Origin of the sequence: Methylobacterium sp. Leaf125 (assembly GCF_001423085.1) — a bacterium.
Classification (GTDB): Bacteria; Pseudomonadota; Alphaproteobacteria; order Rhizobiales; family Beijerinckiaceae; genus Methylobacterium.
The window spans coordinates 545,003-558,309 of the sequence record NZ_LMNU01000001.1 but is presented as its reverse complement, the minus strand read 5'-3'; the positions used below and the strand labels follow the sequence as shown (position 1 = coordinate 558,309).

At 71.7% G+C, this 13,307-nt stretch carries 11 protein-coding genes; 4 read left to right on the top strand and 7 right to left on the bottom strand.

The genetic code is table 11. The features are described from left to right. Nucleotides 1-75: 75 nt before the first annotated feature. The 3 genes from ASF58_RS02485 to ASF58_RS02475 all read right to left on the bottom strand — a co-directional run bounded on the left by ASF58_RS02485 (nucleotide 76) and on the right by ASF58_RS02475 (nucleotide 3,438). Nucleotides 76-735 (bottom strand): haloacid dehalogenase type II, encoded by a 660-nt coding sequence (locus ASF58_RS02485; RefSeq protein ID WP_055946942.1) that lies wholly within the window; start codon nucleotides 733-735, stop codon nucleotides 76-78. A gap of 106 nt (nucleotides 736-841) precedes the next feature. Beyond that, nucleotides 842-2,377 (bottom strand): murein biosynthesis integral membrane protein MurJ, encoded by a 1,536-nt coding sequence (gene murJ / locus ASF58_RS02480; RefSeq protein ID WP_055946940.1) that lies wholly within the window; start codon nucleotides 2,375-2,377, stop codon nucleotides 842-844. A 461-nt stretch (nucleotides 2,378-2,838) separates the two neighbouring features. Further along, a complete protein-coding gene (locus ASF58_RS02475; RefSeq protein WP_055946939.1) occupies nucleotides 2,839-3,438 on the bottom strand; it encodes a superoxide dismutase in 600 nt (199 codons plus the stop codon). A 261-nt stretch (nucleotides 3,439-3,699) separates the two neighbouring features. On the opposite strand from ASF58_RS02475, the gene ASF58_RS02470 reads away from it, so the two are divergent. Further along, on the top strand, nucleotides 3,700-4,659 hold the full coding sequence (locus ASF58_RS02470; protein WP_055946937.1) for a hypothetical protein: 960 nt from the start codon (nucleotides 3,700-3,702) through the stop codon (nucleotides 4,657-4,659). 27 nt (nucleotides 4,660-4,686) lie between these two features. Here the strand turns inward: ASF58_RS02470 and ASF58_RS02465 are convergent, their stop codons facing one another. The 4 genes from ASF58_RS02465 to ASF58_RS02450 form a co-directional block, all read right to left on the bottom strand. Then, entirely contained in the window at nucleotides 4,687-6,465 is a 1,779-nt protein-coding gene (locus tag ASF58_RS02465) for an HWE histidine kinase domain-containing protein (RefSeq protein ID WP_082512781.1), read from the bottom strand. 263 nt (nucleotides 6,466-6,728) lie between these two features. Next, entirely contained in the window at nucleotides 6,729-7,475 is a 747-nt protein-coding gene (locus ASF58_RS02460; RefSeq protein WP_082512780.1) for a tRNA (guanine(46)-N(7))-methyltransferase TrmB, read from the bottom strand. A gap of 4 nt (nucleotides 7,476-7,479) precedes the next feature. Further along, nucleotides 7,480-8,658 carry a methionine adenosyltransferase gene (gene metK, locus ASF58_RS02455; protein ID WP_055946935.1) on the bottom strand — a complete coding sequence of 393 codons (1,179 nt, stop codon included), beginning with the start codon at nucleotides 8,656-8,658 and terminating at the stop codon, nucleotides 7,480-7,482. A gap of 142 nt (nucleotides 8,659-8,800) precedes the next feature. Then, complete coding sequence (locus ASF58_RS02450; RefSeq protein ID WP_055946934.1) at nucleotides 8,801-9,226, bottom strand: helix-turn-helix transcriptional regulator; 426 nt, start codon at nucleotides 9,224-9,226, stop codon at nucleotides 8,801-8,803. Between the two features lie 511 nt (nucleotides 9,227-9,737). Here ASF58_RS02450 and ASF58_RS02445 point away from each other — a divergent pair. The 3 genes from ASF58_RS02445 (at nucleotide 9,738) to ASF58_RS02435 (ending at nucleotide 13,148) form a co-directional block, all read left to right on the top strand. Further along, nucleotides 9,738-9,935 (top strand): DUF2735 domain-containing protein, encoded by a 198-nt coding sequence (locus ASF58_RS02445; protein ID WP_146056303.1) that lies wholly within the window; start codon nucleotides 9,738-9,740, stop codon nucleotides 9,933-9,935. 868 nt (nucleotides 9,936-10,803) lie between these two features. After that, complete coding sequence (locus tag ASF58_RS02440; protein WP_055946931.1) at nucleotides 10,804-11,631, top strand: hypothetical protein; 828 nt, start codon at nucleotides 10,804-10,806, stop codon at nucleotides 11,629-11,631. A gap of 38 nt (nucleotides 11,632-11,669) precedes the next feature. Beyond that, a complete protein-coding gene (locus ASF58_RS02435; RefSeq protein ID WP_200930160.1) occupies nucleotides 11,670-13,148 on the top strand; it encodes a M48 family metalloprotease in 1,479 nt (492 codons plus the stop codon). Nucleotides 13,149-13,307: the final 159 nt, after the last annotated feature.

The following is a 13,307-nucleotide window of genomic DNA, read 5'->3' as shown; positions in this document are numbered from 1 at the left end:
CATCCCGGGCGGCCTGACCGCCGCATCGCGGGCGCGGCCTGAGGCTTCGCTGGTCAGGTAGCCCGAGCCCCGCCCTCAGAGCAGGGCGTCGAGGCTCTCGATCACCCGCTCGGGGGGCTGATCGGCATACTCGTCCGGCAGCCCCTTGCGGTTGACCCAGACGGACCGGAAGCCGAACGCGGCCGCCCCGGCCACGTCCCAGCGGTTCGAGGAGCAGAACAGCACCGCCTCGGGTCCGACGCCGAAGCGGTCCGTGGCGATGCGGTAGGCGGCCGGCGCGGTCTTGAAGGTTCGCGCGGCCTCCACCGAGAGCACCGCGTCGAGGTGGTCCGCCAGCCCCGCCGAGGCCACCGCGCGCTCCAGCATCGCCGCGTCGCCGTTGGAGAGGATCGCGGTCCGCCATCCCGCGGCGCGCAGGGCTCGGAGCGTGCCCGGCACCTCCGGATAGGCGTCGAGGTCGCGATAGGCGTCGAGGAGCCGGGGCCGCAGCGCCCGGTCCACCGCCGGGTACCGGGCCAGGGCATAATCCAGGGCCTGCTCGGTCAGGCCCCAGAACGGGGCATGGCGCCCCATCAGGCCGAGCACCCAGGAATATTCGAGCTGCTTGGCGCGCCAGGTCTCGGACAGGGCCGCCGCGTCCGGCCCGATCGCGTCCGCGTGGCGCGCCACCGCCGCGTGGACATCGAACAGGGTGCCGTAGGCGTCGAAGACGGCGATGCGGGGGGATTCGGACATGCGGGCTCCTCGTGTCGGATCCGGTCGACCCCTCCGGGACGGCGGAAGCGGGCGCCGCGCCGCGCCGGCGCGGCGGATCCCGCGCCGCTGCGGTCGGGCGGCGGGATCAGGCGCGCCGCAGGCGAAGCCCGAACAGGCGCAGCGTCCCCAACAACAGCACGGCGTAGACCAGCGTTCCGGCGATCCCGAGCAGGCCCAGCACCGCCATCTCGCGCAGGCGCGGCAGGGCCGGCACCAGGGCGTCGGCCAGGGGCAGGCCGTAACGGGCGGTGGCCGCGAGGGCGATGCAGGCCACCACCACCCCGACGACGGTGGCCCCGAGGGTGCGCCCCGGCGCCATCCAGCCCCGTCGCCAGGCCAGGGCCACGAGGATGCCGAGGTTGACCCACTGGCCGATGGCGGTGGCCATCGCGAGGCCGGTGACGCCGTAGGGCCCGGTCAGCACCACCTTGAGGGCGACGTTGATGGCGATGGCGGTGAGGGAGGCGATGAGCGGGGTCAGCGTGTCCTGCCGGGCATAGAAGCTCGCCAGGGCGCTGCGCAGGAGCACCACGGCGGGCAGCGCCAGGCCGTAGGCGGCGAGCACCGAGGCCGCGCGCGCCGCATCCTCGGCCCCGAAGGCGCCGCGCTGGAACAGCGCCGTCATGATCAGGGCCGGCAGGGTGAGGAAGGCCACCGTGAAGGGCGCCGACAGGGCGAGGGAGAAGCCCGCCGCCCGGTTCTGGGCCGCGTGCGCCCCGGCGACGTCGCCGGCGGCGATGCGCCGGCTCATCTCCGGCAGGAGCACCGTGCCCGCCGCGATGGCGATGACGCCGAAGGGCAGCTGATAGAGCCGGTCGGCGTAATAGAGGGCCGAGACCGCGCCCGTCGGCAGGAAGCTCGCGATGATGGTGTCGGCGAAGGAGGCGATCTGGAAGCCGGCCGAGCCGATCACCGCCGGCCCCAGCACCTTGAAGAATCGCCGCATGGCCGGGTCGCCCAGGGTCGGGGTCGTCAGGGTCGGGGCGATGCCCGCCCGCCGACACGCCCACCAGACCAGGGCGAATTGCAGCACGCCCGAGACGGTGACGCCCCAGGCGGCGGCGTAGGCGGCGTTGGGGAAGAGCGCGGCGAGGCTCAGGGCGACCAGCATCGACAGGTTGAGCAGCACCGGTGCGCCGGCCGCCACCGCGAAGCGCCGATGGGCGTTGAGGATGCCGGAGAACAGGGTCACCAGCGTCATGAACAGGAGGTAGGGGAAGGTGATCCGGGTCAGCGAGACGGCCAGCGCGAACCGCTCCGGGTCCTCCGAGAACCCTGGCGCCAGGGCGCGCACGACCCAGGGCATCGCCGGCATGGCGAGCGCCAGGAAGGCGATCTGCACGAGGAGCATCAGGGTGAAGATGCGATCGGCGAAGCGCCGCGCCGCGCCCGCCGCGGCCTTCTCCGTTTCCGACAGGCCCGCATAGCTCGGCACGAAGGCGGTGTTGAAGGCGCCCTCGCCGAAGATCGCCCGGAAGTGGTTCGGCAGGCGGAACGCCACCACGAAGGCGTCGGCGAGTGGACCGGCCCCCAGGATCGCCGCCATCACCACGTCGCGGGCGAAGCCGGTGACGCGGGAGACCAGCGTCCAGCCGCCGACGGAGAGGATGCTGCGGATCATGGATCAGGACTGCCGGGACGGGGGGCTGGGAGTGTCGGGCGAGCCCTAGACCATGCCGCCGCGCGTGGCGCAAACGCGGAACCGTTCGATGGACTGCCACCTTGCGCCTCGCCGCGACGAACGGTCCGCGGTCGGCGCTCGCCGGACCGGGCCGATCCGCCCCTGCGAAGCGGGTCCCCGCGCCTTCGACGGGGCCATCGCCCAGGACATCACGCCGTCATTCCGGGTCGCCGGAGGCGAGCCCGGAATCCAGGGCCGCCGATCGTGCGAACCCTCGCACCCCCTGCGTTCCTGGATCCCGGACGCCGCTGCGCGGCTCCGCGATGACGGCGGGCCGCTGGCGAACCCCGGTCGGCCGGTCTCCGTCAGCGACAGCCCCTGTCCTTCGTGCGGAAGAGCCTGTCCTTCGCGCGGAAGAGCCTGTCCCGAGCCTCGCGACGCGGTCGTAAGATCGTGGGGCCTTACGCGGTGGCCTCGCCGTACATCTTCTCGACGTGCTCCCAGTTCACCAGGTTCTCGATGAACGCCTTGAGGTAGTCGGGGCGGCGATTGCGGTAGTCGATGTAGTAGGAGTGCTCCCAGACGTCGACGCCGAGGATCGGCTTGGCGCCGTGCACGAGCGGATTCTCACCGTTCGGGGTCTTCATGATCGCGAGCTTGCCGTCCTTGACCGCGAGCCAGGCCCAGCCCGAGCCGAACTGGCCGACACCGGCCTGGATGAAGTCGGCCTTGAACTTCTCGAAGCCGCCGAGATCCTCGTCGATCTTCTTGGCGAGCGCGCCCGGGGCAGCACCACCGCCATTGGGCTTCATCCACTGCCAGAAGTGGATGTGGTTGTAGTGCTGGCCGGCATTGTTGAAGAGCGGCTGGTTGTTGCCGTAGGCCGAGGTCAGGACCTCCTCGACGCTCTTGCCCTCGAGCCCCGTGCCCTCGAGCAGCTTGTTGCCCGTGTCGACATAGGCCTTGTGGTGCTTGTCGTGATGAAACTCGAGGGTTTCCTTCGACATGTAGGGGCCGAGCGCGTCGTAGGCGTAGGGCAGTTCGGGCAGGGTGAAGGTCATGGGCAACTCTCCGGCTCGTGAGACATTGGACGCAAGGCATCGCGCGACCGGCGCGCGACACTGTCACCAACGTGCCGTTACGTAAGTCGATGCCCGGGTGAAGTCGATGCCCGGGGGACCTTCATGCCCCGGGTGGCGACGATCCGGGCGCCCGCGCGGTGTGCGGCCGCGCCCGACGCACGATTGTGCGTTTTGCAAATGCCCCCCAGGCCTTTAGTGTGCGCGCCGCACCTGAAGGTGCAGGCGTTTGTCGAGACATCCATGAATATCGCGCTGTTCGCGCTGGCCGCCGTCATGATCGTCGGCGGAATCGTATCGGTCATCCAGGGTTTCCCCTTCGTCCGGCTGGAGAGCGGTCTCGCCATGACCATCGCGGGCGCCACCACGGCGTCGGCCGGGGCCGTGGTGCTGGGATTGGCCGTCGTGGCAGGCCGCCTGCGCGGCCTGGAGCGCGCCTTTCGCGAGGCGCGGCCGGCAATCCAGCCTTCTCTGGCGGACACCGAGTTGGCCCCCGGCGGGCCAGCAGACCTGAGCGCCTCCCAGCGGGCCCGGCCGAGCCTCGCCGCCACCGCCGCAAGCCTCGGGGCGGGCTTGGACACGGGCTTGGGCGCGGGCGTGGGCACCGGCGCCGGCCTGGGAGGCGCCGCCTCCACCCGCCCCGGCCTGGAACCGAGCTTCTTCGATCCTGCCCCGCCATCCCCGGAGCCCTCGGCCGCCGAGCCTCTGCTGCCGAACCTGCTGCCGGCCGACGCGCCCCACGACCGTCCGGAGCCGCCCATCGCCGACGCTGCGCCGGAGCCCGAGATCCGGGTCACGGCCGACGACCTGTTCGACGGATCCGTTCGCGCGCGGGCAGCCGAGCCCGAGCCGGCGCCCGCCCCCGAGAGCGCCCCTCGCTTCGTGGAGGCCGAGGCGGTGCCCCACAGCGTGCCCGACCTCGTTCCCCCGCCCCCGTCCCCCGTCGAGACGGCCGGGTTCGTGGCTCCCGAGGACAAGCCCGAAGCGTCCCCGGAGCCGCCGGCCCCCGAGCCCACGCCTCCCGCCGCGGAGGAACCGCTGGTGGTCGGCACCTATGCCTCGGGGGGGAACACCTACGTGATGTATTCCACCGGCGTGATCGAGGCGGACACGCCGCGCGGCCGCTTCACCTTCGGCTCCCTCGACGAACTCAAGGCCTTCGTCGAGGCGGGCGGGGAGACCGACAGCCGCGGCGCCGCCTGATCGCAGGCCCCGGGCGCGGGCGCGCCCTCAGGCCAGGGGATTCAGCGCCGCGTTGCGGACCGGCAGGGGGGCCCGCATCGTCAGGGTGAACCCCTTCGGCGGATAATCCATGGAGACCTCGGCCCGCACCTGGGCCGTCAACACCCGCTGCAGCAGGCGCGAGCCGAAGCCCTGCCGCTTGGGCGGCGCGACCGGTGGACCGCCGCTCTCGACCCAGGTGAAGTGCAGCGTCCCGGCCGGACCGCCGGGCTCGAGCGCCCAGGTGATCGCCACCCGGCCGTCCCGGGTCGACAGGGCCCCGTACTTGGCGGCGTTCGTGGTGAGCTCGTGGATCGCCATGCCGATCGGCACCGCGACCTCGGACGCCATGTCGACGGGGGGCCCGGAGAGCTGAATGCGGGCGTCCCGCTCCTCCGCGCCGTTCAGGGAGCCCTCCGCGTAGGGCTTCAGCTCGTTGGCCAGCAGGGTGCGCAGGGACGCCGTCTGCCAAGTGTCCTCGGTCAGGACCGAGTGGGTGTGGGCCAGCGACATGATCCGGCCGACGAAGGCTTCGTAGAAGTTCTCGATGCTGGAGGCGGTGCGGGCGGTCGATCCGACGATGGCCTGGACCGTGGCCAGGGTGTTCTTCACCCGGTGGTGCAGCTCGCGGATCAGGAGCGTCTGGCGCTCCTCGGCGAGCCGGCGCTCGGTCACGTCGGCCACGACCCCGATCAGGCGCCGGGGCAGGCGGTCGGGCGCGTCGCGCTCGAAGCGCCCGGCGAAGTCGAGGGTGCGCCACGCCCCGTCGCTGCGGCGGCGGATGCGCCCCGAGACCGCCAGGGTGCTGTCCTCGCGCAGGGCCTGCGTGATGGCGGCGCGGAAGGCCGGGCGGTCGTCCGGGTGCAGCACGGTCTCGAGGAATTCGCGCTTGCCCAGGGCGCCGTCGGAGGCGCTGCGCCCGAAGATCGCGAACATGCGCTCGTTCTCCCAGATGGCCTGGTCGTCGAGCATGTGCCACTCGAAGATCCCCAGGGCCGCCAGGGAGGTGGCGATGCGCAGGCGCTGCTCGCCGTCCCGCAGGGCATTGCGGGCCTCCACGTGGGTGGTCACGTCCTCGACCACGCCGACCAGGGCCGTGGGCCGGCCGCCCTCCCCCGCCGGGATGGCCTGGCCCCGGACACCGACGTCGATCGTGGTGCCGTCCGGCGCACGGCGCAGGCGGCATTCGAAGGCGAAGGGCGCGCCGTCCCGCAAGGAGGCGCGGACCTGGGCGCGGATGCGGACGACCTCGCCGCCGTCCATCGCGGCCTGCAGGCGGTCCCAGGTGACCGGATCGTCGGCGGCATAGCCGAGGAGATGCGCGGCCCGGCGCGACAGGACGACCCGGCCGTCGGCGAAGTCGTAGCGCCACTCGCCCAGGCCCGCCGCCGTCAGGGCGGCGCGGTTTTCCTCGGCCCGCACGACCTCGTCGGGATCGACGGCCTCGACCACGAGGATCTGCAGGTCGTCGCGCCGCTTCGACGGACGGATGCGCATGTCGAGGCCGGTGCCGTCCGCCCGGAGCCAGCGCCGGATGCAGGCGCGCTGCGCCACGGCGCCGAGGACCGAGAGGGCCCGCCCGTTGAGCGTCCCCGGCTCATAGCCGAGGAGTTCGCAGAGATGGGGGTTGGCGTCGCGGATGAGGCCGGCCCCATCGACCACCAGGATGCCGATCGGCGCCTGCGCGAAGGCCGTCCCGTGCAGGTCGGGCCCTGGCCCGGCCTCCGGTCCCGGAGCGGGATTCGGGGCCAAGTCCGTCCCGGCGCCCGCGATGGAAGACGTGCCCATGGAAGACTTGTCCGAAGCGTCGTGCACGCCAGATCCTCGCTCGGCGCGTCCGGCCTCATGTCACCGACGCGCGGCCGCGCTCCACCGGAAGGCTCGCGCGTCATCGGTGCCTATCAGACAACCGAAGACCGGGCGGAACAAGGCCGGGCTGAGATGGGGATGCGTGTTTCCCGAACAACCCCATCACAAGGATGTCGGCAAACCGGGTTACGCCGACGCGCTCAGTCCCGCGCGCTCAGTCCCGCGCGCTCAGTCCCGCGCGCTCAGGCCGGTCCGACCCGGCGGAACTCGAGGTAGCTCGGCGGCCGGCCGGCGGCGAGGGCCTTGGCCTCGTAGCGGGTGCCCGGCCAACCCGACCAGGGCTGCGTCCAGTCCCGGGCCGCCTCGGCGGTCCAGGCGAGATCCGGACAGCGCGCGGCGCGCACCAGGGTCCAGCCGGCGTAGTCGTCGATGTCGCTGGCAAAGCGGAACACGCCGTCGGGCCGGAGCACGCGGGCGATCTCCGCGAGGGCGCCGTCCGAGACGAAGCGGCGCTTGCGCTGCCGGCGCTTGGGCCAGGGATCGGGATAGAGCAGGTAGACCCGGGCCAGGCTGGCATCGGGCAGGGCCGCCAGCAGGGCGGTCGCGTCCTCGTCCCAGATCCGGACGTTGCGGAGGGCCGCCTCGTCCACCGCGCGCAGGAGCTTGACCACGCCGTTGACGAAGGGCTCGGCGCCGATGATGCCGGTGCGGGGGTAGGCGGCCGCCTGGGCGGCGAGATGCTCGCCGCCGCCGAAGCCGATCTCGAGCCAGACCTCGTCCACCGGGACGGGAAACAGGCGCGGCGGATCGAGCCGTTCGCCGGCCGGTGGCAGGGTCAGCCGAAGGGTCGGCAGCAGCTCCGACAGGCGCTGCTCCTGGCCGGCCCGCAGGCGCTTGCCCTTGCGACGGCCGTAGAAGGCCCGGTCGGCGCCCTCCGGTGGCTCGTGCCCGCCCGTCTGGGGCGGGAATTGGTCCCGCCCCAGGTTCATGGGGTCAGGCCAGGGCCGACTTGAGGCTGTCGGCCAGGTCGGTGCGCTCCCACGAGAAGCCGCCATCGGCCTCCGGGGCACGGCCGAAATGGCCATAGGCGGAGGTGCGGGCGTAGATCGGCTTGTTAAGGCCGAGCTTCGTCCGGATGCCGCGGGGCGACAGGTCGAAGGCGTTCATCAGCACGTCCTCGAGCCGGGCCTCGTCGACCTGGCCGGTCCCGTGGAGGTCGACATAGATCGACAGCGGCTTGGCGACGCCGATGGCGTAGGCGAGCTGGATCGTCGCGCGGGTGGCGAGACCGGCCGCCACCACGTTCTTGGCGAGGTAGCGCGCCGCGTAGGCGGCCGAGCGGTCGACCTTCGTCGGATCCTTGCCCGAGAAGGCGCCGCCGCCGTGGGGCGCCGCGCCGCCGTAGGTGTCGACGATGATCTTGCGGCCGGTGAGGCCGGCATCGCCGTCGGGGCCGCCGATCACGAACTTGCCGGTCGGGTTCACGTGCCAGGCGGTCTCCTCGGAGACCCAGTTCTGCGGCAGGGCGGCCAGGATGTAGGGCTCGACGATGGCGCGCACGTCGGCGGAGTCGAGCGACTCGTCGAGGTGCTGGGTCGAGAGCACGATCTGCGTGACGCCGACCGGACGGCCATTCTCGTAGCGGACGGTGACCTGGCTCTTGGCGTCGGGGCCGAGCTTGGCGGCGTCGCCCTGGCGGGCCTTGCGGGCGTCGGCGAGGTCCTTGAGGATCTTGTGGGCGTAGTAGATCGGCGCCGGCATCAGCTCGGGCGTCTCGTCGGAGGCGTAGCCGAACATGATGCCCTGGTCTCCCGCGCCCTCGTCCTTATTACCGGACGAGTCCACGCCCTGGGCGATGTCGGCGGACTGGGCATGCAGGTAGATGGCGATGTCGTTGTTCTTCCAGTGGAAGCCCGACTGCTCGTAGCCGATGTCCTTGACCGCTGCGCGGGTCAGCTCGGTGAGATGGTCGAAGGTCACGGAATCGGGACCGCGCACCTCGCCCGCGATGACGATGCGGTTGGTGGTGGCCAGGGTCTCGACGCCGAGGCGGGCCTCCGGCATGGCCGCGAGATAGGCGTCCACGACGGTGTCGGAGATCCGGTCGCAGACCTTGTCGGGATGGCCTTCCGAGACGGACTCGCTCGTGAACAGGTAGTTTGAACGCGGCATTGAGGCCCCCGATGCTCCGGGCGCCCAGGCTGTCGCGGCGCCGTTCCCGATTGATCAGGCGCGAGTGTCTGGCAGGACGGCCCCGCAGGGTCAAGCCGGAAGAGCGGATAAATCCGCCAAAGCGAACGAATCGGACGATAGATCAGCCGTCGAGCTTGCGCCCGATGGCCTGCAGGATCGCGGCGAATCGCCGGCGCTCGGGTTCGGGAAAATGGGCGTTCACGTGCTGCACCACGACATCCGTCAGGCCCAGCCAGGGATTGTCGGCCGCGTAGGCCTGCTGGGACGCCTCGGAGAACCCGGGCCCCGCTTCGCCGCCGGACGGCACCGCGCCCTCGTGCTCCAGCCCGTCGAAGAAGTAGGCGATCGGCACCCCGGTCAGCCGGCTGAAGGTGTCGAGATGGAGGGCGCTGATGCGGTTGGTGCCCTTCTCGTACTTCTGCAACTGGGCGGCCGACATCCCGAAGCTCTGGGCGACGCGCTTCTGGGTCAGGGACGCCCTCTTGCGCTGCTCCGCGATGCGCTGCCCCACATGAACATCCCGTGCGTCGGTCTTCTGCCCAGCCATCTCGCCCGTCCCACGCTCTGCTGCGAGCCCTTGCAGCGCCAGGGCCTGACCACGTCCGGATCCGTCGCCCTCAGCGCAGGCTTCGCTGCGGAGACGACCTGCCTTCCGTTCGCCCGGCGGGACGGTATGGCCCCCTCCCGCAGGCGTCAAACCGAACCGCCACCCCGGGGACCGGGCGGCCGAGCGATCATGTGGACAAGCCGCAGACCCCACATTTCCCGCACCGCGACCACGCCCAGGCAAGAGGCGCGGTCGAGCCCCGGGGTAGACGGCACGATCGCACCCTTTGGTGCGGCGCGTGAAGAAACGCCAGGTCAAGAAGCGGTCATGCCCGATTTCGCGCCGCGAACGGTCAGAGACCTTGACCAATCCTGAAAGAATATGCGGCAAGCCTATATTTCTCGCATCTGAAGGATTTCACCGGGTCCTTGTGATGCAAAACGTATCAGACAGACCTATACTCTCGTCCAACGGCGCTGCGAAGGCAGCGCATGAAAGGACCTCTCCCTCCATGACTATGGGACATCATCAACAGACGGCCACGATCCTGCCCTTCCGCAACCCACGGGTCTCCGCGGCACAGGGCGTACCCGCGATCGGCAAGACGGACGGCGCGACCAAGGGGCAGCGCCCGTCGCCGGTGGCCTACCACGACAGCTGGTATCATCAGGCGGCCATCGAGGAAGACGCGCGAAGCCGCAAGCCCTAGGGCAGCCCCTCCGAACCGCGCGTCCCTCAAGAGATCGCGCCTCAGGAGATCGGGCCGAAGCTTTCCCGCCCGCCCACCTTGTTCGCCGGTTCAACGCGCGTTTCGCTGGCGCGCTCCCCGACAGGCGGACCCGTACGGGTCGGGTCTTGCCATGGCGGAGATGGGTGAGGGCGGCGCAGCGGCCCAGGCCTTCGCGCGGCCTTCGAGTTCTTGCGTGGCGTCACCGCCTCCGCAAGTCGGACACGGCGCGTATGTGGTGGCGTCCCCGGCAGGTCTCGAACCTGCGACCCCAGGTTTCATCCCACTTCGGCTTCCGCCGCCGCGCGCCCGGAGACGCCCGTTCGTGGTCTGGACTATCCCTTCACCGTAGGCTTCGTCGCCGAACCCCTTAGGTGCCGCCCGTCTAGTCTCTACACCGTCCCGAAACCCGCGGATGCGGGTACCGGGCTTGGCTCGGGATTGGCTGCGTGCGCCAGGAGCACACGTTGAGCGTTCCCCGAATTTGAGCGGATCCGCCGCGCGGTTTCCCCTCGCGACGCCCAATTGTGATCTAGGAAACCTGTGCTCTGTCCAGCTGAGCTACGGAGACTCACCGGGGGCGTTCCTAGCATCATCGTCCGGACCCGCCAACCGGGGATGCATGCCGTCACCAGTCCGCCGCGAGGCTCGGCCCATCGGCCCCTCCCCGGCAGACCGTCCTGCCCCCTGGGACCTTCCCGCTGCGGTCATGGCGCTGTGGCCATCTTGCCGCAATGCGGCATGAACCGTCCTCTGCCCCGACGCTCTTCCTTGTCTCCGCCCCGTACGGGGCGACAATGGCGAGGGATTCGCACCATCGTCGGACACCATCGCCGGGGAGTCGGTTTTCGTGACGATCGCACAGCGACGATCGCCCCGCCTGCGGGAAGCACGGCGTCTCGGCCTGGCCGTCGGCGCGGTCCTCGCGCTGCCGAGCCCGGCCGGCGCGGTGGCGCCCGAGTGCCGTGAGGCGCCGGCTCGGGCGGAGCGTCTCGCCGGTCTCGACGCGCGGGGCGAGCTGATCCTCGCCTCGGGCCAGCGGGCCGTGCTGGACGGTGTGCGCTGGCCTGAAGACGCGGCTCTGGCGTCGGAGGCCCGTGCCTGGCTGCTTGCCCGGAACGGGCGCTCCCTGACGCTGGTCGCCCGGGGCGAGAGCGATCGCTGGGGCCGGTCCCACGTCGACGCCACGGTGGCCGAGACCGACCCCGAGGCGGCGACGCCCGACCTCGCGGCCGGGCTGGTGGCCCTCGGCCTCGTGGCGGTCGATGCGGGCGAGCGGGACACCCTGTGCCGGCCGGCCCTCCTGGCGGTCGAGGCCGGGGCGCGACGACGCGGCATCGGCCTCTGGCGCCAGGCCGGTCCGGACGTCCAGGACGGCCCGGCCCTGCGCGCCAGACTGGGTCACTTCCTCGTGCTGCAGGGGGCGGTGCGGTGGGTCGGCGAGCGCCCGCGCCGGACCTATCTCGACTTCGCAAGCCGAGGCGAGGAGGGGCTGACCGTGACCGTGTCGAAACGCACTTGGCGCGTCTTGCAGGAACGTGGTTTGAGTGCGGCCTCCCTGCGCGGGCGGCAGGTCCGGGTCCGGGGGATGGTCGAGGCGTGGCGCGGCCCGACCCTCGACATCGCGAGTGCCGACATGATCGAAATTCTGGACGGGGAGCAGGCGCAGCGGCGCTGAACGGCATGGGTTCGATCCTCCGCCTCACGATGCGCGCGATGGCCGCTCCTTCGCCGGCGGCCCGGCTCCGGCTCGGCCGGCAGGCCGCAGCCTGGCCGCTCCTCGGGCTGCTGCTCACGGGCTGCATCGGCGACCAGACCGGGGCCGTCGTGCAGAAGGCGGCGCTGGCCGTGCCCCGCGAGGCTCCGCGCACGACGGGGCGCGAGCGCACCGCCTCGGACGCCGACCACGCCAAGCTCGTGGCCTCCTTCGGCGGCGAGTACCGGTCCCCGGCGACGCTCCGTCTCGTCAGCGACGTGACCGACCGCCTCGTCAAGGCGACCGAGCGCCCGGAGGAGACCTACGCGGTCACCCTGCTCGATTCGCCCGTCATCAACGCCTTCGCGCTGCCGAGCGGCCGGCTCTACGTCACCCGCGGGCTGCTGGCGCTGGCGAGCGACACCTCGGAGGTGGCCGCCGTCCTCGCCCACGAGATCGCCCACGTCACCCTGCGCCACGCCACGGCGCGCACCGAGCTGGCGCTGCGCTCGCAGCTGGTCAGCAAGGTCGTGGCCGACGTGCTCAACGATCCCGTGACGGGCGCCCAGCTCCAGAGCCAGTCGAAGTTCGCCCTGGCGCGGTTCTCCCGCGACCAGGAACTGGAGGCCGACAGCGTCGGGGTGCGCACCCTGGCACGCGCCGGCTACGATCCCTTCGGCGCCGGCCGGTTCCTCACGGCCCTGAGCCGGACCACGGCCCTGAAGACCGGCACCGGCATGGCCGGAGAACCCGACATGCTGGCGACCCATCCGGGCACCACCGAGCGCATCACCCTGGTGACCCGCGCCGCCCGCCTGATCGGTGCCCCCGGCCTCGGCGTCGACGAGCGCGCCCGCTACCTCGCGGCCATCGACGGCATCGCCTACGGCGACAATCCGGGCGACGGCGTCGTGCGCGGGCGCAGGTTCCTCCATCCCGCCCTCGGCATCGCCTTCGAGGTGCCGGAGGGCTTCTCCATCGAGAACACCCGGAACGCGGTCCTGGGCACCACCGGAGAGGGCAGCCGGCGCCTGCTCTTCGATCAGGTCGAGAGCAATCCGGGCCAGAGCCTCGACGAGGTGCTGAAGGCGACCTGGAACGATGTCGTCGAGCCGGGCTCCCTGGAGAACCGGATGGTCGCCGGCTACCCGGCGGCCACGGCCCTGTCCCGCGGCAAGGACTGGACCTTCCGCCTCGCCGTGATCCGGGTCGGCGAGACCACCTTCCGGATGATCATGGCGGCCAAGGGCAGCACCGACCCGGACGGCGCTTTCCGGCGCTGGACCGAGAGCCTGTCCGCGATCGATCCGGCCGAGGCCCGGACCCTGCGGCCCCTGCGCCTCGTGGTGGTGACGGCCGGCGCCGGCGAGACCGTCGAGTCCCTGCCACAGCGCATGGTGGTTCCGGACAAGCCGGTGGAGCGCTTCCTCGTGCTGAACGGCCTGGAGCGCGGCGCCACCCTGCGGACGGGCCAGACCTACAAGGTCGTGGTGGAATAGACGCGTCGGGCGAAAGGTGCACCGCGCGACGGGCGCGGCGAGAGGCGATCGGAGTACGGCGCCGGTCGGGGCCCGGCCGTGCGGGGCAGGATTCCGGGGCAGGATTCCGCGCTCCGATTTCGCCCGCCGCCTTCGGGCCTCAGCCATCGCAGTGGAGCG

What these genes read in the sequence shown, in the direction of transcription:
- murJ (WP_055946940.1), bottom strand. Translation starts at nt 2,377, where the DNA reads ATGATCCGCAGCATCCTCTCCGTCGGCGGCTGGACGCTGGTCTCCCGC.
- ASF58_RS02460 (WP_082512780.1), bottom strand. Translation starts at nt 7,475, where the DNA reads ATGAACCTGGGGCGGGACCAATTCCCGCCCCAGACGGGCGGGCACGAG.
- ASF58_RS02475 (WP_055946939.1), bottom strand. Translation starts at nt 3,438, where the DNA reads ATGACCTTCACCCTGCCCGAACTGCCCTACGCCTACGACGCGCTCGGC.
- ASF58_RS02450 (WP_055946934.1), bottom strand. Translation starts at nt 9,226, where the DNA reads ATGGCTGGGCAGAAGACCGACGCACGGGATGTTCATGTGGGGCAGCGC.
- ASF58_RS02485 (WP_055946942.1), bottom strand. Translation starts at nt 735, where the DNA reads ATGTCCGAATCCCCCCGCATCGCCGTCTTCGACGCCTACGGCACCCTG.
- ASF58_RS02465 (WP_082512781.1), bottom strand. Translation starts at nt 6,465, where the DNA reads ATGGGCACGTCTTCCATCGCGGGCGCCGGGACGGACTTGGCCCCGAAT.
- metK (WP_055946935.1), bottom strand. Translation starts at nt 8,658, where the DNA reads ATGCCGCGTTCAAACTACCTGTTCACGAGCGAGTCCGTCTCGGAAGGC.
- ASF58_RS02445 (WP_146056303.1), top strand. Translation starts at nt 9,738, where the DNA reads ATGACTATGGGACATCATCAACAGACGGCCACGATCCTGCCCTTCCGC.
- ASF58_RS02470 (WP_055946937.1), top strand. Translation starts at nt 3,700, where the DNA reads ATGAATATCGCGCTGTTCGCGCTGGCCGCCGTCATGATCGTCGGCGGA.
- ASF58_RS02435 (WP_200930160.1), top strand. Translation starts at nt 11,670, where the DNA reads ATGGCCGCTCCTTCGCCGGCGGCCCGGCTCCGGCTCGGCCGGCAGGCC.